The 20897-nt window shown below is 41.0% G+C and carries 14 protein-coding genes; 8 read left to right on the plus strand and 6 right to left on the minus strand.

Going from position 1 to position 20897, the window contains the following annotated elements; translation table 11 throughout:
- Positions 1-34 precede the first annotated feature (34 nt).
- Both AC1MCB_RS02945 and lon read right to left on the minus strand, forming a co-directional pair.
- Positions 35-601 (minus strand): hypothetical protein, encoded by a 567-nt coding sequence (locus tag AC1MCB_RS02945; protein ID WP_479967254.1) that lies wholly within the window; start codon positions 599-601, stop codon positions 35-37.
- 74 nt (positions 602-675) lie between these two features.
- Positions 676-3153: an endopeptidase La gene (gene lon, locus AC1MCB_RS02950; protein ID WP_479967255.1), complete on the minus strand. Its 2478-nt coding sequence runs from the start codon at positions 3151-3153 to the stop codon at positions 676-678.
- A gap of 1235 nt (positions 3154-4388) precedes the next feature.
- Between lon and AC1MCB_RS02955 the strand changes: the two genes are divergently transcribed.
- Together AC1MCB_RS02955 and AC1MCB_RS02960 are read left to right on the plus strand one after the other, a co-directional pair.
- A complete protein-coding gene (locus AC1MCB_RS02955; RefSeq protein WP_479967256.1) occupies positions 4389-5003 on the plus strand; it encodes a tetratricopeptide repeat protein in 615 nt (204 codons plus the stop codon).
- Positions 5004-5786: 783 nt separating this feature from the next.
- Entirely contained in the window at positions 5787-7169 is a 1383-nt protein-coding gene (locus AC1MCB_RS02960; RefSeq protein WP_479967257.1) for an amidohydrolase family protein, read from the plus strand.
- A gap of 174 nt (positions 7170-7343) precedes the next feature.
- Here the strand turns inward: AC1MCB_RS02960 and AC1MCB_RS02965 are convergent, their stop codons facing one another.
- Positions 7344-7997 (minus strand): YceH family protein, encoded by a 654-nt coding sequence (locus AC1MCB_RS02965; protein ID WP_479968779.1) that lies wholly within the window; start codon positions 7995-7997, stop codon positions 7344-7346.
- 204 nt (positions 7998-8201) lie between these two features.
- On the opposite strand from AC1MCB_RS02965, the gene mgtA reads away from it, so the two are divergent.
- The 3 genes from mgtA (at position 8202) to AC1MCB_RS02980 (ending at position 12033) form a co-directional block, all read left to right on the plus strand.
- Positions 8202-10733, plus strand: a complete 2532-nt coding sequence (gene mgtA, locus AC1MCB_RS02970; RefSeq protein WP_479967258.1) for a magnesium-translocating P-type ATPase — start codon at positions 8202-8204, stop codon at positions 10731-10733.
- A gap of 174 nt (positions 10734-10907) precedes the next feature.
- On the plus strand, positions 10908-11267 hold the full coding sequence (locus AC1MCB_RS02975; RefSeq protein WP_479967259.1) for a hypothetical protein: 360 nt from the start codon (positions 10908-10910) through the stop codon (positions 11265-11267).
- Positions 11268-11667: 400 nt separating this feature from the next.
- The gene (locus AC1MCB_RS02980; protein WP_479967260.1) at positions 11668-12033 is read left to right on the plus strand and encodes a DUF1801 domain-containing protein; all 366 of its coding nucleotides are present in this window, start codon (positions 11668-11670) and stop codon (positions 12031-12033) included.
- A gap of 158 nt (positions 12034-12191) precedes the next feature.
- Here AC1MCB_RS02980 and AC1MCB_RS02985 read toward each other — a convergent pair whose 3' ends face one another.
- Positions 12192-13349 (minus strand): exo-beta-N-acetylmuramidase NamZ family protein, encoded by a 1158-nt coding sequence (locus AC1MCB_RS02985; protein WP_479967261.1) that lies wholly within the window; start codon positions 13347-13349, stop codon positions 12192-12194.
- 468 nt (positions 13350-13817) lie between these two features.
- On the opposite strand from AC1MCB_RS02985, the gene map reads away from it, so the two are divergent.
- Positions 13818-14582, plus strand: a complete 765-nt coding sequence (gene map, locus AC1MCB_RS02990; protein WP_479967262.1) for a type I methionyl aminopeptidase — start codon at positions 13818-13820, stop codon at positions 14580-14582.
- A gap of 1055 nt (positions 14583-15637) precedes the next feature.
- The gene (locus AC1MCB_RS02995; RefSeq protein ID WP_479967263.1) at positions 15638-18199 is read left to right on the plus strand and encodes a sensor histidine kinase; all 2562 of its coding nucleotides are present in this window, start codon (positions 15638-15640) and stop codon (positions 18197-18199) included.
- A gap of 76 nt (positions 18200-18275) precedes the next feature.
- On the opposite strand, the gene AC1MCB_RS03000 is transcribed toward AC1MCB_RS02995, so the two are convergent.
- Together AC1MCB_RS03000 and gpmI are read right to left on the minus strand one after the other, a co-directional pair.
- Complete coding sequence (locus AC1MCB_RS03000; RefSeq protein WP_479967264.1) at positions 18276-18728, minus strand: hypothetical protein; 453 nt, start codon at positions 18726-18728, stop codon at positions 18276-18278.
- A 68-nt stretch (positions 18729-18796) separates the two neighbouring features.
- A complete protein-coding gene (gene gpmI, locus AC1MCB_RS03005) occupies positions 18797-20320 on the minus strand; it encodes a 2,3-bisphosphoglycerate-independent phosphoglycerate mutase (protein WP_479967265.1) in 1524 nt (507 codons plus the stop codon).
- Positions 20321-20433: 113 nt separating this feature from the next.
- Between gpmI and AC1MCB_RS03010 the strand changes: the two genes are divergently transcribed.
- On the plus strand, positions 20434-20889 hold the full coding sequence (locus tag AC1MCB_RS03010) for a DUF4783 domain-containing protein (RefSeq protein ID WP_479967266.1): 456 nt from the start codon (positions 20434-20436) through the stop codon (positions 20887-20889).
- The last annotated feature ends 8 nt before the right edge of the window (positions 20890-20897 follow it).

Below are 20897 nucleotides of genomic sequence, written 5' to 3' on the forward strand. Positions count from 1 at the left end.
CCCCATTGTTAGGGGACTTATGAAATTCAGTCTCTTAGAAGGTATAACCCAAACTCAACCCACCGTAGTACGGGATAAAGAAATCGCTATTGAATACGGGGGTTAAACCGGCGCGGAAAGCAAAACCACTGTTGACCGGTTGTAACCGGTAGGAAAAGCTCATAGTACCAACTACACTGCTCTCATTTTCATCAAAAAAGAAAGAATCATCGTCGCCGCCGACGGCCATAAAGGTTGCACCTAATCCAACTTCAAAGAAGTGTTTTCCTGAATTGCCCAATAAATAATTTAACGAAACCGGGATCGTGGTTGCATTGTCTCCGTCTGAGGCAATATAGCCGATACCTATACGTCCGCCCAAACCATTTCTCCGGTTACCAAAACGTGTGTCGTAATTTGCGGTAAATAGAAGTCCTTGTCCGCCAATCTCAACGAAGACATTCTGGGCCCGTGCACCTTCTCCGGAAGGTAATTTGCTAATCACAGTCGTCGAGTTAATATAAGATACTGTAGATACGGTAGCCGAATGTTGCTGTGCATGGGCAGTTGAAACCAGGGCTAAACTAACAATCGATAAAAAGATGATGTGGATTTTTTTCATATCTGTTGATTTTATGTTTCTGCGTTGAAGATATAAATTGTCGAGCATAAAAAAAGCGTCCGAAGACGCTTAGTTTAACTCAGTATGGCAGGTGCCAACTCTTTTACCGTAAGATCGATGGGATCTTTTACTTGTCCTGTCTCAAGAGCCAGGTCAATCACCTCTTTCATTTCGGTCACATAATGAAATTTAAGATCAGTTATATAACTTTCCTTGATTTCGAGGATGTCCTTTTGGTTTGATCTGCAAAGAATGATATCCTTAATATTTGCACGTTTGGCAGCCAAAATCTTTTCTTTAATTCCTCCAACCGGAAGAACCTTACCACGCAAAGTTATCTCTCCGGTCATAGCCAGGTGAGGCTTGACTTTACGCTGGGTGAAAGCAGAGGTTAATGCGGTCAGCATAGTCACACCTGCAGAAGGTCCATCCTTCGGAGTGGCACCTGCCGGAACGTGTACATGCACATCCCACTGATCAAATAATCGGTGATCAATACCGAATTTGCTGGCATGCGCCCTTAAATAAGCCATCGCAATTGAAGCAGATTCTTTCATCACATCCCCAAGGTTACCTGTTAACGAAAGCTTTCCTTTCCCTGGACTTAGACTTGCTTCAATAAAAAGTATGTCACCGCCTACCTGGGTCCAGGCTAAGCCTGTAACCACACCGGCAACTTCGTTTCCTTCGTACAAATCCTTATCGAAAATTGGTGCTCCTAATATGGTTTCCACATCCGCCTTGCTGATCACCGGATTATATTCTTCTTCCATAGCTATTTTTGTAGCTATGCCCCGAACTAATGAACCAACTTTTTTCTCGAGGCCCCTCACTCCGGATTCCCGGGTATAATCATCAATCACTTTTTCCAGTATAGCAGGTTTGATTGAAATATCCTTCGCTTTTAAGCCGTGTTGTTCCCTTTGTTTTGGTAACAGGTGTTGTTTTGCAATTTCAATTTTCTCTTCGATGGTATAACCATTCACTTCAATGATCTCCATCCGATCTAATAAAGCCGGCTGAATGCTGCTTAATGAGTTAGCCGTAGCGATAAACATCACACTTGAAAGATCGTAATCCACCTCAATATAATGATCGTTGAAAGCATAATTCTGTTCCGGATCCAATACTTCAAGCAGGGCGGATGATGGATCACCGCGAAAATCATTGCCTACCTTATCTATTTCATCCAGAACAAAAACCGGGTTTGAAGTTCCTGATTTCTTAACCGACTGGATGATTCTGCCCGGCATTGCACCTATATAAGTTTTACGGTGACCGCGGATTTCGGCTTCATCGCGGATGCCTCCAAGAGCCATCCGGACATATTTACGACCCAAAGCTTTAGCGATAGATTTTCCTAAAGACGTTTTACCAACTCCCGGAGGGCCAACAAGGCACAGGATGGGGGCCTTCATATTGTGCTTAAGCTTCAGCACAGCCAAATACTCTATAATACGCTTTTTAACTTTATCCAGACCATAATGATCCTTGTCAAGTATGCGCTGAGCGCGTTTTAAATCAAAATTATCTTTGGTAAAATCATTCCACGGAAGATCGAGCAATAACTCCAGGTAATTAACCTGAACCGAATAGTCGGCAGCCGCAGGGTTCATCCGGCCAGCCTTATCTACTTCTTTTGTAAAATGTTGAGCTACGTCTTTAGACCATTTTTTCTTGGCAGCACGGCTTCTCAGATTCTCAATTTCGAGGTCAGGCGAAGTGCCTCCAAGTTCTTCCTGGATAGTTTTAAGCTGCTGATTTAGAAAATAGTCACGCTGCTGTTTATCCAGATCAACACGTACTTTGCTTTGAATCTGGTTCTTAAGCTCCTGCATCTGCAGTTCAACAGTCAGATGCTGCATAACCATTTTTGCGCGTTCACGTAAGTTTGCAACTTCAAGCATCTGCTGCTTAGCCGGAACATCGGCGTTCATGTTTGAAGAAATGAAATTGATCAGGAATGACGGGCTGTCAATGTTTTTAATGGCAATACCAGCTTCGCTGGGAATGTTAGGCGATAACTGGATGATCTGCATCGCCATTTCCTTTATAGATGCCATGATAGCCTTAAACTCTTTATCAGCCTTTGGTCTTATTTCTTCAAATTTCTGAATAGTGGCCTTAATATATGGATCGCTTTGTACCTCCTCGTCTAAACGAAAACGCTGCTTACCCTGAATGATCACCGTAGTGTTTCCATCAGGCATCTGAAGCATTTTGATAATAAGCGCCAAAGTGCCGACCTGGTTCAGTTGGTCAAAGCTAGGATCCTCAATACCTACATCACGCTGTGACACAACTCCAATAATGCGGTCGCCACGGTAAGCTTCTTTAATTAATTTTATCGATTTATCACGCCCAACCGTAATCGGAATGACAACTCCGGGGAATAAAACGGTGTTGCGTAAGGGTAATATGGAGAGAATTTCTGGTGTTTCTTCGTTATTCATTTCTTCCTCGTCCTGTTGAGACATCAGGGGAAAAAATTCAGTATCTTCATTTATTAAGGGAAGCGCCCGGTTAAAATCAAAAGTGTCGTAATTACTCATCTATTTTTTTAAAACGTCAGTTTGACAGTGAATTTTTAGAAAGCCCGCTTGTACAGGCAAATAATTAAGGATGCAAGCCCTGTGCCAATCAAAACCTCAGTTCAAATATGGCAGTTGCTTAGGTGATGACTATGATCCGAATTAAACAGTTTACCTGCCCGGTATCTCGTCTCCAAAGGACAGGCGAGTTCCGTTCTTTTCGTTTTTCAGATTATAGAAGTTGATCTATTGATATGGCTTTAAGCACCATTAAGATTAAGACGAATGTTACTCAAAACCCTATAAAACCCTTATCTAACGCTTAGTTTCTAATCCGATATGTCCGCTTTAAGGAATTGGGAAGCAAAAATCACGATGGAACTTTTCAAATGCAAAGATAAACCTAAAGTTTCGGGCTAAACAAACTTTGACACGTTAATGTCACTTAATTTTCGATTCCCCGTAACCTCGAATAGGTGCCCATGTAATTTAAACACACTATGCCAGCTAATTCTAGCCTGGCAGACAAACTTCTTCACCGCCTGTTTTATTGCCCAGGTCTAAAATTTGTTGTGGTCGCGAGTCTTTTGGCATTGCTCAAAAAAAAAACTAAATAGTTGATGCTGGTTGACAAGGGGCCTTCTATCTATTCCGTTATATTATCATAATTATTACGGTGAAACCAATGAAGTCATTCCATCGTATTTGGTGTAAAAACCTTCCGGATACGGGAAAGTTTCTATACGAATGATTAACGTTCCAATCGATAACTTCCGAAAAGCAACGCAACTCAGGCAGCGTATTATCAGGTTGGAATCTTTATTCTGCATGAAAGTAAAATACAAGATTTTGAAACATCTACTTTGAAATATCGTCAATTAATTTTTTTAAACCAAGTGCATATCGATTTGTCCAATCAGGTGTGCGGCGACTCGTGATTAGTTTTTGTCAACAAATTTGATCCGACCGTATAAAGTAACCCAGATGTCATAATTATCTTCCTGCGGCTATTAATCTTCGTAAGGAGCACTTGAGGCGGTACGGTAGTTGTTATATATCGATAACAGTTATTAAGGTGCTGAAACTGATAATAATTGTATGCACTTAATTAAAAAAATCATGTGTAGGAGTAACCGCGCTCAGAAAAAAATGTTCCAGATAAATTTGTCCATCTGAATGCCTAAAAGTAATACAATTGGAAATAATACTATCTTCACAGCGTTAATAATGCGATATTAATTTTGTCATCTATCTATATGAAATCAATTACAGGTTTATTATTTTTTATTTTATTGAGTGGCTTTTCCATTGCTCAGAGTTCCTATGAAAAGATGGGACAAAAGGCCTTGATTGATGGCAACTTTAAACTGGCAGTAACACATCTGGAAAAAGCTATTTCTGCTGATTCTAACAATGTTAACACGCTTTATATGCTAGGCTACTCTTACTATCATGCCTCTGACTATAGAAAGGCCGTTACTACCTTTAACCGCTTGATTTCATTAAAGCCAGCCGAGAATAGTGCTTATTACTATCGTGGAAAGGCCCGGAACATTATGGCTACCGACGGTAAGAATATTTCGAATTTCGAGCGCGAGAAATTATTGCTCGCTTCTATTCGTGATTTCTCTAAAGCTATTCAGCTAAAGGAGGACGATGTGAAGCTTTATCAGAACAGAGCATTAGCCTACCGGGATTACGGAGTTCTTAAAGCTCAGAAAATCCCCAAATTCTATGATAAGACAAAGGCCGTGGAAGCTTTCAAGTCTTGTATCAGCGATTTTCAAACCGTGCTTGAATTTAGCCCCGGCCGTAAAGACATTACTGCGCAGTTAGATGATGCGCGCAGTTACCTGGATAATATCCGGTAATCAAGTAAATAATTCCATTAAGACTGCTTCGGCGGTCTTTTTTTGTTTAGAGCCAATATGCTCCGGCTATCCCGAAATTTTCAAAGGGCCATCTGCCTGATCTAGATCATCGCCCAGTCGAAGTTTTCTTCGCTAATCGTACTCGATATGTTCTACCGTTCCGGAAACCTCAAGGAATTAATTTTGTAACAAGCTTCTGGCTAAAAATATATTAACAGGATACTTACAATTAGTTTACTATATACTCACTCGTTCGCGATATAGTCATGACATAGTAAGCACATAGTAAGCACATAGTAAGTGTGCTTCCAGGTTTGAGCAAAAAAATCACTTTTTCGGCAAGTTTTGGAATATGAAGTAGACAAAGAAATATACTATTTCGAGGCCAGTGGGTAGCGAGGGTAGAAGGGCTCTGGATACTAGAGTTCAATTATTTTCTGTAAATTAAGAATACTAATTTAAATGATGCAATTTTTGTGGCTGTCTGCGATCATTAGGCGAACCTCTTCATAGAAGTTCTGCAAAATATCACTATTCACGACCGTTTTAATAGATTTCCAGGTTGGGCCATTCGTGGTGGCGTTGGAAATTTTGGTGTAGCTACTTCATTTGAATACAAACTGCATCCGGTTAGAGGGGAAAGAATATTGGAATATATTTCAAAATCCCAATAATATATAACGATCTATTTATATATAGCTTATATTTAAGTGGTTATGTGCACAAACCGGCGGATGGGATACGCCTTATTATTCTGTTGTAAAGTCAATTTAAATTTCGCTAATGAAACTATTTGTTCTCTTACTCGGACTTATACTATTTCAATCCTGCAAAACCACCTATGATTTGCAAATCGCACATGCAAAGGTGTTTGACACAAAAAACGGAGTTGTACTTGACAATAAAAATATCATCATTAATGCAGATACCATTGTAGCTGTTGTTGATGGCAAGGAGTTTATTAACACAAGGAGAACGGTGGATGCATCAGGTAAACTCGTGACACCCGGCATTATTGATGCGCATGTTCATCCAATGCATTTCTTTGGCGACTATGATGCTGCGCCAGAGTACCTTGCAGAAGATTCCTTAGAAATTCTTAGAAAAAAGTTTTCTGATACATATCTTCCATATGGAGTAACTGCCGTAATGATAATGGGGCAGCCCGAACCCTGGTTAAAGCCTGTACTCAACTGGTCTGCCCATCCTGTATCGAATTATACCAACATCTATACTACTGGTGGAGCCCTCATTTCAAAGGAAGAGCGTAAGCCTTACATTGGACATACTACTGTTGAATCTCCTTCAGCTGCCCGGCTAAAAGTATTGGAATATTACAAAATGGGCATACGTGATATAAAATTGTACTGGCGTTTAAAAAAACCTGAGTTTGCGGCAGCCTTTAAAACCGCGGATAGTTTGGGAATGCGTGTTTATGGACATGTCGACAATGGCGTAATGGAGATGGATACAGCTATGGGGATAGGGCTGAGAAATTACGAACACATATTCACGATTATGCATAACGTTGCCTTTAGTCAGGAAGATGAAAAGAAGTTTGTTGGCTGGATGGATACTAATTACGGAAAAGGCAAATGGGATTCACTTTCTTCTTTTGAAGCAATCATGAATGAAGCCCGTTTTATTTTGGAAAATAAAAAAGCAGCACTCGATTCGCTGATAGACCAGCTTGCAAAACGGCGGGCAACTTTCTCAACCACCATTCACCTGGTAGCTGATGATCTTGAATTATCACATTTCTCCAATACTGGAAGCGGCAGGCAGGCTTCTGGTTTAAGTGCAATTCGGAGGCAGCACAATGTTGACAACTTCAAAGCCTTTATGCTGATCGCTAAAAAGTTTTACGATAAAGGTATCAAATTACGAATTGGCACTGATTGTCCTAATGGTGGAAAAGCCGCTTTGTCAGAACAACTACTCTTGTTTGAGTACGGATTTTCCGTTCCCTCCATCATTCAAATTTCGACAATCAACGGAGCTACTGCATTAGGTATGAAAAACATGTACGGTGCTGTTGAAAAGGGCAAAAGGGCTGACCTCATAATTTATGATAGAAGCCCATTCGACAATTATAAAAACTTCCTTTCAAGCAGGACAGTAATAAAGGATGGGAAAGTTTTTACCAATACTATTACAGACAAATAGAGAGATAAACAGACCAGCGATAAGTCAGCACCTAACACCAGGTTTCGAACTGTAAATACCCCTGTCTGCATAATCCCGATTGCAGGGATGAATTGATTGATAATTGGCGTTATACCAATATACCATGTGACGCTATGGCATTTTTTGTTGCTTAGGCGGCTGGCACTTTAAAACCTAACCCATCAATTCCTTCATCAACTTATCAAAAGCTTCTTTCATCTCTGTAAAATCATGCTCTAACTTTGCTACTCGATTTTCTAAATCGCCAACCGATCTTCGCGCCGGCTCTTCAGGCAACTCCTCTTCTTCAAAATCGGGTGTCCCGCCTATTAGGTGCATATAGCGAACTTCTTTTTGTCCGGGCCTGCGTGGCATTTGAACCACATATGGCATATCTCCTGCGGCTAGTTTTTCTAATACTTCCTGTACAGCTTCCAATGTCTCAAACTCATACAGCCGACCAGCGTTAGTGTTTAATTCGCCTGGTGTTTGCGGACCTCGTAGCAGCAATAAGCAAATAATAGCCACTTCTGAAGGCAATACCGGAAAGGCAATAGCAAAATTGTGTTTGTATTTTACCACTCTGCTTGAGCCGCCAGTCGCAGTAGATATTAATCCTCTTTTCTTTAATGAATTAAGCGCAACAACTACTGTTTCTTCGTCATAATTCACTACCGGCTTACGCGATGTTTTTTGATTACAAGCTGCTGTAAGTGCATTTAAAGTCATTGGATAATAATCGGGAGTAGTCTTACTTTTCTCCATTAAAGCGCCGAGAACACGCTGTTCCGTAGCATCAAGTACTGGCAAGGTTAGTGCATCGTCCATCATTAGACGAATATAAAATTAATTCACCTTATGGTCGCTTTGTTTGTTGTTGTTGTTGGAGTACTAATTGAAACCCGCTTTATGAAGTCAGAACCTTTCACACAGTGAATCAGTCTTAACGATGGGCATCGCACAATTAAAAAAGGCCGACCTGATGGATTAAATCCCAATATTTTTTAAGCAGCAAGGTTACTGACAAGCAAAATGGAAGACCTCACGCCAGCGACAACGGAAAATAGATTTTGGCAATTTGAAGTCAACTATTGGCTTCAAAAATTAAAAACTTCAGAGCGAGGTCTATCTCAGGTGGTTGCCGAGACGATTTTACTGAAAAAAGGGCTTGATCCAAAAAGCAAATCAGCTTTCAAAAAAGATTTTTTACTTTTTTTAAGCCAATTTAAAAGTCCATTAATGCTACTGCTTATTGGAGCAGTTATTATTTCGGCATTTCTTGGCGACACTTCTGATGTTTTCATTATTTTGTTTATTGTTCTATCAACCGGATTACTGAGTTTTTTCCAGGAAAGAAATGCGGGGAAAGTAGTTGAGAAACTTCAATCCATGATTTCCTTGAATGCGACCGTAATACGTGACGGATTGCCTCGGGAAATTCCATCCAAACAAGTCGTAACCGGTGATGTAATCCTTTTAAATGCGGGTGATATGCTGCCTGCGGATTGCCTCATTATTAATGCTGTTGAGTTACATGCCAATGAAGCAAGCTTAACCGGGGAATCCTATCCTGCACGAAAAGAAGCAGGGGTATTAGATGAACAGACTCCGCTTTCTAAACGCACAAACTGTCTTTGGGAAGGAACGAACATTGTAAGTGGAAATGCAAAAGCTTTGGTCATCCAAACAGGAGAGGAAACCATCCTTGGAAGCATTGCATTAAGTTCATCCGGGGCGATTGAGACTACATTTGAAAAAGGAATAAAAGACTTTGGTTTTTTCTTGATGAAAATAACCTTGGTGCTTGCTGTTTTTATTCTCGTTGTAAACCTATTAAATCACAAAACAGTAATTGAATCGGCACTCTTTGCCCTGGCTTTAGCAGTAGGTATGGCTCCGGAGCTACTACCAGCAATTACCACAATTGCCATGAGTGCTGGAGCAAAGCGATTGCTGGAAAAAAAAGTGATAGTTAAAAAGTTAAACTCCATTCAAAATCTGGGAGAAGTAAACTTACTATGCACCGACAAAACAGGAACTATTACCGAAGGCGATATCAGGATAGTGGGTTTGCGGGATGGTTTGGGAAAGGAAAGTAATTTTGTAAAGCGACTTGCTTTTTGGAATGCTTCGCTTGAAGCAGGATATTCAAACCCCATTGACGAAGCACTAAAACAATTGAGTATTGAAGAGAACGATTTGCCAGTAAAAGTTGGGGAAGTACCGTATGATTTTATTCGAAAGAGATTGACCATCGCTGTCAGCACTGAAAAAGGGAAGCTACTTATCAGCAAAGGAGCATTTTTACAGATAGTAAGCATCTGCACTAAAATAAGGTTGGACAACGATAGCATTAAAGAAATTACCTCACACAAACAGGAGTTAAAAGATAGATTTGCTCAATTTGGTAAAGAAGGTTTACGGGCCATTGGAATATGCTACAAAGCCATTGATGCAGAAAATATTTCAAAGGAGGATGAAAAGGAAATGGTTTTTGCGGGTTTTATTCTGATGAATGACCCAGTCAAATCAGGTATTATTGAAACTATTGAGGAGTTACACAAACTCAAAGTTGGATTGAAAATAATTACGGGCGACAACAAAAATGTAGCTATATCCATAGCTGACAAAATTGGTATAGAAACCCCGATCGTAATGACGGGCGAGGAACTTCTCAACACCAGTCCTGAAGCACTGAAACAAAGGGTAAAAAAAACTCACATTTTCGCGGAGGTAGAGCCACAACAAAAGGAACGTATTATATTGGCGCTTAAAAAAACCTATACAGTTGCCTACATGGGTGATGGAATCAATGACGTATCAGCAATAAATGCAGCAGATGTCGGTATTTCAGTCGAAAACGCAGTTGATGTGGCGAGAGAAGCAGCCGACTTTGTGGTTATGGAAAAAGACCTGATGGTATTGGTTGATGGGATTAAGGAAGGAAGAAAAACTTTTGCCAACACACTGAAATATCTATATATCAGCACAGGTTCTACATTTGGCAATATGTGCAGTGTTGCAGCAGCTTCACTGGTGTTACCATTTCTACCCATGCTTCCAAAACAAATACTTCTGACTAATTTCCTTACCGACTTCCCCTTCCTGACAGTTTCAACTGACAACGTAGACAAAGAGCAACTGGAAAAACCGGGTAAATGGAACCTGAAAATCATTCGTAACTATATGGTTGTTTTTGGTGTCCACAGTTCATTGTTCGACCTCCTTACCTTTTTGACACTTTATTATTTACTGAAAGCTAAAGAATCTGAATTTCAAACCGGCTGGTTTATCGAATCAGTTCTTTCAGAACTTTTTATTGTTTTCATCATCAGGACACACAGAAACTTTTTCAAAAGCAGACCAGGTAGGTACCTTTTTATATTTAGTATTATTGCTTTAATACTCACTATTGGATTTCCTTATTTACCTTTTGCTATTGAAATTGGCTTGACCCCATTACCATTGCTTATTCTCGGAGCCATGCTATTTATCGTTGCAGCATACATCCTTACTGCTGATCTTTTGAAAGTTTGGTTCTTTAAGAAATATCACTATGCTTAAGAAAGAGAGAATTAAATTATAGAGATGAACAATATTTACTAAGCAAATATAGGTTTGGCAAATTGGCGAGTGACGTGTGCTATGATACACTTGTGGTCAAAGAAACGGAAGTGCATCTAATTAGCTTCAGCGCTGAAATGCCGCTTCGCCAAGCCTAAGAAACATTAACAAGTAATGAAAAGCCGGCCACTGTCGATCGTTGTTACCGCTTTTATTTTCATCATTAGTGGTTTCGTTGGCATCGTTTACCATGCGAACGAATATTTTGAACCAACTTCTATAAAGGTCGAATTGGTTTGGATTTTTTTTATCCGTGTTCTGGCAATTGTTTGTGGGCTTTTACTTCTTAGGGGGGTCAACTGGGCTCGCTGGCTTGCAATTGCCTGGCTGGTTTACCATGTCGCTATAGGTGCACTCAATTCGACATCTCAAATGGTTGCCCACATTGTAATTTTAGTGATAGTTTCTTTTCTTTTATTTATGCCAAAGTCCTCGGCTTATTTCAGAAACGGACAGGGAACACTTAACAACTAAATGAGAATAATCAGGGAGGATTGCGTAGTAATCTTGAAATTGCGGGTTAATCAAAGAAAAGGTATATACCCGTAACTTTGCCGCAAGCAATCGACATTGTATTGATCATGAAAGTCTTTGGAAGCCGCAGTTTCAGAAAGCGGAAAAAGCAGAGTGCAATAATCCAAATGAAATCAAATTTGATCATCATGGCGCAATCATCTTGGCCGGCAATCGGGTTGTGCCCGCATTAAGGGAAATAACTACACATTAATAGTAAGATTAATTATGATTACCAAATGGTTTGGATTCGATTAGTTGGAACTTATTTACAGGACAGACGCAAGTTTGCTATAGGTGGGACAACATTGAAAGAAAGATATGGCTAAAAATATAACTACCGAAATTACCATAGATGTAAATGAAATACATCAACAATATTGAAAACGAATTGAGAAGAACGGACATCGTCGCGCTGCTTGAAATTTTCAAATCGGTTACGGGATTTGAACCTAGAATGTGGGGGCCAAGTATTATTGGGTTTGGAAAATATCATTACAAATATCCTAGTGGCCATGAAGGCGAGGCTCCCCTGGCGGGTTTTGCTCCAAGGAAAGATTCACTCGTTTTATATATCGCCACAGAATTTGAAGACCGGGATATGTTGCTTTCCCAGCTCGGAAAGCATAAGAGTTCAAAATCGTGTCTATATTTTAAAAAGCTGGAAGATTTGGATCTTGAAGTTTTGCATAAAATAATAAGTATCTCTATGACTAGCGCATGTTAAGATTTTACGTTACTATTTTGAAGAAATGAGAAGTTGGCGCAAAGCAGGTAGGTAAGGCACAATGGGCGCTAAAGTCTAGCGCTCCACAAGCCTTTCTTTGCGATTTTTGCCTGAAACTTTCTTCGGTAGATTCCCCGTTAGATAGCTTCTTTTATTAATTAATACAAAAGATAAGGTGTAATCACCGGACCCCACAGCTGTTTTACATCAATTAGTATCCCTGCATTGTTTCTCAACAGTTCGAAGGAACCGCGGACTCCAAGCAATTTATCTAAGTGACCGGCACCGCCTGGGTTGGCAACAGTTTTATACAAGCGCATTTGAATATGTTCGGGATATAGGCGGAACAATATCCTCAACAAAGAAATACCTAACGCCACCGGTCTCAGAGCCAACGGATCAGTTACTGTAACGCGGATGCCTTCGCACTTTTCGTTTTTATACAAACCGTCGGTTGGCACGTACGCAATACTTTCTACTTCTACACTGCTAATATCTAAGGCGGCCAACTCATCCCGTAGCTGCTCCCCCGAGACGAAGGGGCCACCGCAGACACGGAAGGGCTCTTTGGTTCCCCTGCCCTCATTTATATTTATTCCTTCAAGCAAACCCATTCCGGGATAAAGGATTGCAGTTTGCAAGTCCTGCATGGCCGGGGAAGTCGGAACGAAAGGAAAATTGTGCAGGGCTGTATAATGTCTTCTATAGTTCTCCACCCTCAGGACTTCTAGATTTAAAACTGGGAACCTGGTGGCTGCGAAGTAAAGTGCCAGTTCTCCGAGTGTGCAGCTATGTTTTAGCGGTATAGCCCATCGTCCGATAAATGAACTGCAATGTTCTTCATCGAGTATTGGACCTTCAACATGTTCCAGCAGGGCGCCGATCGGGTTGGGCCTATCTAACACGATTAATGGTAGATTGCTATCGGCACAGGCTTCCATCACATAGGTCATAGTCCACAGATAAGTGTAAAAGCGGCAGCCAATATCGGGGATATCAAATAGCACTAAGTCTATATCTTCGAGATCCTGGAGGGTTGGCTTTAGCCTGGAGCCATACAAACTTGTTACAGGCAGTCCGGTTAATTCATCTAATTCATTGTCTTGAGCTACTCCATCCGCACCGTTACTATTAATACCATGCTCGGGCGAAAACAAACGCACCACATTGAAGCCTGCCAATAACAAGGCTACCCGATTGAGTTTGCCGTTGGAGGTCGCCGAGGCATCATTGCACACGAGAGCCAGTCGCTTGTTTTTGTATGTTTTCGGATATTGTAGAAAAACATCTATGCCATTAAGGATGTCGGGCTTCATCGATAATTACTAAAGTGGGCGAAATATACCATTTTCCGGAATGCGGGATTTGTGTTTTCCCGCAGATTTACGGTGATAAAATTCGCTGATCTACGCAGAACCTATCCCGTAACAATAGACCATCTGCGAATCTGCCTGTCTTCCGGTAGGGGAGGCGCTTTCAATCTGCGAACGTCTGCCGTAAAATACTCCGTCTATTTTTAGCGATCTTTGTTTTATGATTCACATATCTTGAGAATCTGTGGTGCCCCCTGCAGATTTGTTGATGGAATAGTCGGTGAGTATTATTCTTTATTTAGAAACTTTACTTTTGTATGGTCTACAATTGTAGCCTCGTTGGTCTACTTTGTCTCGCTGCTTTATATTATTTAGTGTTGGATCCGTGCGGACTTGTTCTAAAGAGCAATAAGATCTAACCCTAAGCGGTCAGTCCTGTTAACCGCAAAACGAATACTTAAAAGAACAGAAATGTCAATAACAATTGAATCGGAATTAAAAGGAATGCAAAAGGCTAGTGAAGCTGTCGCCTACGCTTTGAAGGAAATGAGAAACTTTGCCCGACCGGGTATGACGACAAAGGAATTAGACAACTATGGCGGTCAAATTCTGAATGACTTAGGAGCAAAATCAGCACCCTATTTGACTTATGGTTTTCCCGGCTGGACTTGTATCAGTGTTAACAATGAATTTTGTCATGGAATACCCTCCGGCAAGAAAATTCTCGGTGAAGGGGATTTAATAAATATTGACGTCTCAGCCGAGTTAAATGGCTTTTGGTCGGACAACGGAGGGTCATTTGTTATTGGCGAAGATATCAAACAACACCAAAAACTTATTGAGGCATCAAAAGAAATTTTACATAAGGCAATACACAACATAAAAGGCGGAGTACGCATTTCTGATATCGGACAGCTGATAGAAACAGAGGCAAAAAAGCGTGGCTACAAGGTTATCAAGAACTTAACAGGCCATGGAATAGGCAGAAGTCTTCACGAAGAACCAGGCGAAATAGCGAACTACAGAGATAAATTTAATCTTACAAGGTTTAAGAAGCACTCTGTAGTTGCTATTGAAACATTTATTTCAACGACTTCTACTTATGCTGAAACTTTACCAGATGGCTGGACCATGGTGGGAAATAGGGGCGGCTTTATGGCACAGCATGAACATACTATTGTCGTTACTGAAGGTAAACCTATTATACTGACGGCGATGAATGAAATTTGGAATTAAGAAGGCTTGCAAATCGATTAACAGGTAACCAGAACCGCTGAAGGTTGCAAAGTGCTTTAAATAAAATCAATGCACTCTGAAAATCAAATGCTGCTCCTTCGGGACCAAGGAAAAGAACCGACACTAGTGTGCGCGGAGTAATCTCCTTATATGGCCCTGCCGATTTAAAGGCCATGTATTACTATACTAACCAACATCTCACTACGCGATTAAATCCAGAGAGCTGAAAAAAGCTGTTCCGGCTCAATTGCCCGGATGGGTAAAAAAAAATAATGGGGAAGGAGTATTATCGCCTTAATATGGATAAAGGGTTTAAAAATGCAGGATCTTTTGCTCCTCTGCTAGCCGGTCATCCGGATGAGTGTCCCGAAATGTGCGCTCTATTCTCACCCGTCACACAGATCCATTCAAATTGCCCGCCCACGTTGCTGATACATGGATAGCATGACGTGATGGCCCCTGTGAAAACCACCCGGTACTTGTACGCTCGATTGGCAGAGAAAAAAATTACAACGGTGCTGCATACTCTACCGCAGACCGATCATGGTTCTGACCTCCAACTGCCCAAAATATCTCCCTCGGCACATAATGCATTTTTTGATGTTGATCGTTTTTTAACACTGTTGGTTTGAGAATGAAGGACAGCAAAGTTTTGCGGAAACTATGCAGCTGCAAAACAGCCTTCAGATTAGACTTGACCGGCGGGAGTAGCGTCTACATGATAGTAAGTAATCGCACCTGACAGGACACTTGTTTTAAGAAAGTAAAGCGATAGTATTTGGCGCTACCTTTTTCAACAATTAACTATCTTTAGTAAAGCCTTAACGGAAGTAATTTAAAATCAGCAGTTCTATCCTGCCAGATTGCTGATGCGTATTTGATTTTATCGTTTACAGCCAAACACAGTGTTTATATGATGTTGGTAATTGCGGTGCTTCCATTGCTAATGGTTTATTGAATCATTGAATAAGAATTGAAGGGCTACAGAGATAGAAGCAGGAGCGAGACACGGAAAACCAATTAAATAGTAAGGAACGAAAAAAGAGTTGTTAGCTATGATTGAACAGACAGAAAACCCTCAATTGACCATAGCTGAACTTGAAAGAAAGCTAGCGGAAAATACCAGGGCGTTGGAAATTGAGGCAGCTTTGGAACGAGTTCGTGCAAGAGCTTTGGATATGCATTTTTCTTTTGAACTGAGTGATGTACTGTCGGTTCTTTTTGAGCAATATGATATTTTAGGAATTTCACCGGTTTTTTCTCACCTCGCACTATTTAATTTAGCAAATAATAAATTCTCTTTCCGGACAACCGGAAGGGATGGCCAGCGTGTACACGCAGAGCAAACGATTGACCTTGATGCAGTGGATGCCTGGAAGGAGAGTGTTGAAAACTGGAAGAAAGGCGGTCCGGATCAAGTTAATAGTCATGTTTATCCTAAGGAAATCCTTCCGCACGTATTTCATTTATTTGATGAAATTCTTTCGGCCATACCTCCGGAAGGGAAGTTTTATCCCGAGGATTTTCCTGACGGACTATTTATTACGCAGGGATATTGCAAATTCGGTTATGTTGGATTTGGTCATATCAGGGAAGCAACGGAAGAAGAAAAAGAAGTTGTAAAAAAGATTGCAGTTGAATTTGAAAGATTATATCAGCGTTTTATTGATCTGCAAAAAACAGAAGCGCAGATAAGAGAAGCCCAGATTGAAGCGTCGCTTGAACGGGTAAGAGCCAGTGCAATGGCTATGCGTAATAGCAATGATGTGGCTAATGCGACAGGTGTATTGTTTAATGAGCTTGAGAAACTGGGCATTTCGCTGTTGCGTTGCGGATTATTAATTATCGACAAAAGCGAAAAAACTATGCAGGTATGGCGGGCAAATAGCACCGCTGATGGAACAATCGGACAGCAAACAGGTAATGTGTCTATGTCTATCCATCCAATGCTCCAAGCAGCTTACGATGCCTGGATTAGGAAAGAAGCTATGTTATGTTATGACTTATCGGGCGAAGATATTATAAATTATTATAAAGCCCTTTCTAGTCATGCACCACAATTCACACAGAATGTAAGTACAGAAAAGCAGAGTAGTTGCTGTTTCTTTTTCAAAGAAGGCGCGATTTTTACTTTCACCAAAGATCCGCTGGGCGCTGAGATATGTTCTATTCTAAAACGATTTGCAGCTGTTTTCAGTCTAACCTATCGTCGTTACGAGGATTTAAAAACTGCCGAAGCACTGGCCAGGGAGGCAGTTAAGCAAGCTTCGCTTGACCGCGTTCGTGCAGAGATAGCATCTATGCGCACTACCGATGACCTTGAAAAAATCACACCATTAATATGGAACGAGCTCACTGTGCTGGGTGTTCGTTTTATCCGATGTGGAGTGTTCATTATGGATGATCTGAAACAGCTTAGTCATACATATCTCTCTACACCCGACGGAAAAGCAGTTGCTGCTTTTGATCTGCCTTATAGCACTCCGGGAAATATTTCGGAAATAGTGGCCCAGTGGAGGAATAAAAAGTTTCATACAGAATATTGGGACCAGGAAGCCTACACCGCATTTGCAGGTAATCTGGTAGAGCAGGGAGTGTATAACTCTCCTGATCAGTATTTGAGCAAGCTGCCAGGTGGTGGGTTTTATCTGCATTTTGCTCCTTTTCTTCAAGGCATGCTGTATGTAGGAAACACTACGAAGTTAGGAGAACAAGAGATTCAGTTAATTCAATGTCTGGCAGACGCATTCTCTACCGCCTATTCGCGATATGATGATTTCCACCGGCTTGATGCAGCCAAACAACAAGTTGACAAAACCCTGCTAGATTTAAAAAAGGCGCAGCAACAATTGATACAGGCTGAAAAATTAGCCTCCCTGGGACAACTTACTGCCGGTATTGCTCACGAAATACAAAATCCGCTCAATTTTATTAACAATTTCTCGGAGGTTAATGCTGAGTTAATCGCTGAGATGAAGGAAGATATCGATAAAGGGAGATTTGAAGAAGCAAAGGTTATTGCAGATCATTTGATAGAAAATGAGGAAAAAATAAATCAACATGGCAGACGGGCCGATGCCATTGTAAAAGGAATGCTGCAGCATGCACGAAACCGTAAAGGCGAAAAAGAATTAACAAATATTAACGGGCTTTGTGAGGAATACTTACGATTAAGTTATCATGGTTTGAGGGCCAAAGACAAGGGCTTTAATGCAGAATTCCAAACTGACCTGGATGAAAGCATTGAAAGAATTAATGTCGTTCCTCAGGAAATTGGGAGTGTGCTTTTAAATCTTTTTAATAATGCCTTTTACGCTGTCAACCAAAAGAAACGACAGCTGAATGGACCGTTCGAGCCTGTGGTAAGTGTAACGACCCGGAAAGAAAACGGAAAGATTAGTATAAAAGTTTCTGATAATGGCTTTGGTATTCCGGAAAAACTGCTGGATAAAATCTTCCAGCCATTCTTTACCACAAAGCCGAGCGGCCAGGGAACTGGTTTGGGTTTGTCGATGAGCTATGATTTTATTAAAGCGCATGAAGGCACCATAAAGGTGGAGACGAAAGAAGGTGAAGGCTCGGTGTTTGTAATTGAATTACCTATTGAAAATTCATGAAATTAAAGAAGCAAAAGTTGATCTGCCTCAGAGTTTAAAAATGTATTGTTCCCGTTAATGAGTTAAATTGTATGTTTTATTGGTGAGGCAGTAACCCGTTTATAAAGTAGCGATTCTCGCCAATCACAGCTACATGTTGTTGCTTACTGATCTGGTAAAGGGAGTCGGGGATATAGACCAGCTGCTCAATGGATGAATAAAGCAGGTTTTTCGTGTGATTGATAATTCTCACTTTGATTATTTTTCCCTTAGCATCCTTATTGATACTGATTTCCCGGGTTCTTAAATTAGAATCAGCAGCCATGTAAACAGTTTTACGTGCCTGGCTGATCACTTTGTAACTATCTTGCCAGGCCGGTTTATTGATATCTGATTCTGCGAAAAGGCTTAACTCGACTTTCCAGTCAATACTCTTTATTAGCCTGGTTTCAGAATTGTCGTTACGGGCGACAGTCTTTTTTATTTCAGGATCCGCTTTGGTGAGGCGTAGAGCCTCTCTATCAAAAAAGCCCTTGAGATCTTCATACAACTTTGACTCCTCCTTTTTAGGCTCACTGCACGCTGAGAATATCAAGAAGACAATAAACAATGTATACCTCATCTCGACACTAAAACCTGTCCGGTCATAATTTCGGGAACAGGAAGATTCATCATTGTTAGAATAGTTGGAGCTACATCGCCAAGCTTGCCGTTAGCAATTTTTGTATAATCGGTATCGATCAGGATACATGGAACCAGATTGGTTGTATGTGCGGTATTAGGCGAACCATCCGAATTAATCATATAATCGGCGTTGCCGTGATCGGCTAGGATAATGAACGAATAGCCATTTGCTATACCGCATTCCACTACGCGCTGCAGGCAACCGTCTACAGTTTCTACAGCCTTAACTACGGCCTCAAATACTCCGGTATGACCAACCATATCGGGGTTAGCGAAATTTAAGCAGACAAAATCAGGCCATCCCGTTTCCAGTTCCTTACAAATGGCTTCGGCAATTTCCGGGGCGCTCATTTGTGGTTGAAGATCGTAAGTGGGCACTTTAGGAGAGGGGATCATAATCCTTTTCTCCTGTTCGAATACTTTTTCCCGGCCTCCGGAGAAGAAGAATGTTACGTGCGGATATTTCTCGGTTTCGGCAATCCGGATCTGATTTTTTTGATGTGATTCTAATACTTCCCCGAGGGTACTACTCAGATCATCTTTTGTGAATAGCACCTGCACATTTTTAAAAGTATCATCATACGTGCTCATGGTGATATAATTTAATGGAAGGGCATGCATGCCAAGTTCCGGAAAATCTTTCTGGGTTAACGCAAGGGTTATTTCCCTTCCGCGGTCGGTTCTGAAGTTAAAACATATAACCACATCGCCGGGCTCTATTTTAGCAAGTGGCAGCCCATCAGCATTCACTTTTACGATAGGTAACATGAATTCATCAGTTACGTCCTGATCGTACGACCGCTTAACACTATCCGTAATGTTGATCGTTGGGGTACCGATTCCGTTCACCAGTAGATCGTATGCTTGTTTAACGCGTTCCCAGCGGTTGTCGCGATCCATCGCATAGTAACGTCCAACTACTGATGCAATAGCACCAGCGGAATGACTCAGGTGCTGTTCTAGTTCCTGTATAAATCCTATTCCTGAGTTCGGATCAGTATCCCGTCCGTCTAAAAAAGCGTGAATAAAAAGATTGTCAATGTTATTGGCTTTTGCCGCGTCGCATAAACCTTTTAAGTGGTTAATATGAGAGTGAACGCCGCCATCAGACAGTAAGCCAATCAGGTGTACTTTTTTATTGTTTTGCTTCGCATAGGCAAAGGCATTTACTAAAATTGGATGGACGTCTAATTCTTTTTCGCGAACGGCTTTGTTAATGCGTCCGAGTTCCTGATAAACGACTCGTCCGGCACCCAGGTTCATATGGCCAACTTCCGAGTTGCCCATCTGGCCCGCGGGTAAACCTACAGCTTCGCCGGAGGCTTCTAAAGTTGAGTTGGGATATTTCGAGATCAGGGAATTGAAGAATGGGGTCTTCGCCTGCGTAATAGCATCAGTTTTATCATGCTTTCCGTAGCCCCATCCATCTAAAATAAGTAAAATTGCTTTCTTCTCCATTAAGTATAACTTGTTTTAACGGTAAATGAATTTGAATGATCTAAAATAATGTCGTACAATTGGCATTACTTCAAAGCTTCCCGTTACTGCAAATATACAGGAGCAGTTTGAGAATGAGCGTATTTTTTACCAGGTGGCATAATTTTAGCTCTGATTTAAGTATATCTATGAAACCAGGTGTTGTTATTTCCTTTCTGTTATGCTGTTTATGGGTTTTTCCGGTAAGCTCTGCTAAAGCCGATATCGTCGATGATCTCGCCGGTTATCTGAAAACATCGAATACGCGGGAAATCTCCAAACATTTCGCGTCGACAGTTGAACTTATAATTTTAAGTGAGGAAGAGGTATATTCAAAGGTCCAAGCTGAAATTATCTTAAAAGATTTTCTGAATAAACATAAGCCTGTTGACGCACTCGTAGTCCATCGCCTGGATTCAAATCCCAGCTACCGCTTCACCGTGATAGAACTCGATACTGACAGGGGCGCTTTCCGTATCAGCATTTCTTTAAAAGACACCGGGGGACGCTTTCTGATTACTGAAATGCGAATTGAATTCGATAAAGACTAGAATACTAT

The organism is Daejeonella sp. AP26, assembly GCF_056680515.1.

Excerpts from the sequence above, each read along its gene's own strand:
- AC1MCB_RS02945 (WP_479967254.1), bottom strand. The coding sequence starts at position 601 with ATGAAAAAAATCCACATCATCTTTTTATCGATTGTTAGTTTAGCCCTG.
- lon (WP_479967255.1), bottom strand. The coding sequence starts at position 3,153 with ATGAGTAATTACGACACTTTTGATTTTAACCGGGCGCTTCCCTTAATA.
- AC1MCB_RS02955 (WP_479967256.1), top strand. The coding sequence starts at position 4,389 with ATGAAATCAATTACAGGTTTATTATTTTTTATTTTATTGAGTGGCTTT.
- AC1MCB_RS02960 (WP_479967257.1), top strand. The coding sequence starts at position 5,787 with ATGAAACTATTTGTTCTCTTACTCGGACTTATACTATTTCAATCCTGC.
- AC1MCB_RS02965 (WP_479968779.1), bottom strand. The coding sequence starts at position 7,997 with ATGGACGATGCACTAACCTTGCCAGTACTTGATGCTACGGAACAGCGT.
- mgtA (WP_479967258.1), top strand. The coding sequence starts at position 8,202 with ATGGAAGACCTCACGCCAGCGACAACGGAAAATAGATTTTGGCAATTT.
- AC1MCB_RS02975 (WP_479967259.1), top strand. The coding sequence starts at position 10,908 with ATGAAAAGCCGGCCACTGTCGATCGTTGTTACCGCTTTTATTTTCATC.
- AC1MCB_RS02980 (WP_479967260.1), top strand. The coding sequence starts at position 11,668 with ATGAAATACATCAACAATATTGAAAACGAATTGAGAAGAACGGACATC.
- AC1MCB_RS02985 (WP_479967261.1), bottom strand. The coding sequence starts at position 13,349 with ATGAAGCCCGACATCCTTAATGGCATAGATGTTTTTCTACAATATCCG.
- map (WP_479967262.1), top strand. The coding sequence starts at position 13,818 with ATGTCAATAACAATTGAATCGGAATTAAAAGGAATGCAAAAGGCTAGT.
- AC1MCB_RS02995 (WP_479967263.1), top strand. The coding sequence starts at position 15,638 with ATGATTGAACAGACAGAAAACCCTCAATTGACCATAGCTGAACTTGAA.
- gpmI (WP_479967265.1), bottom strand. The coding sequence starts at position 20,320 with ATGGAGAAGAAAGCAATTTTACTTATTTTAGATGGATGGGGCTACGGA.
- AC1MCB_RS03010 (WP_479967266.1), top strand. The coding sequence starts at position 20,434 with ATGAGCGTATTTTTTACCAGGTGGCATAATTTTAGCTCTGATTTAAGT.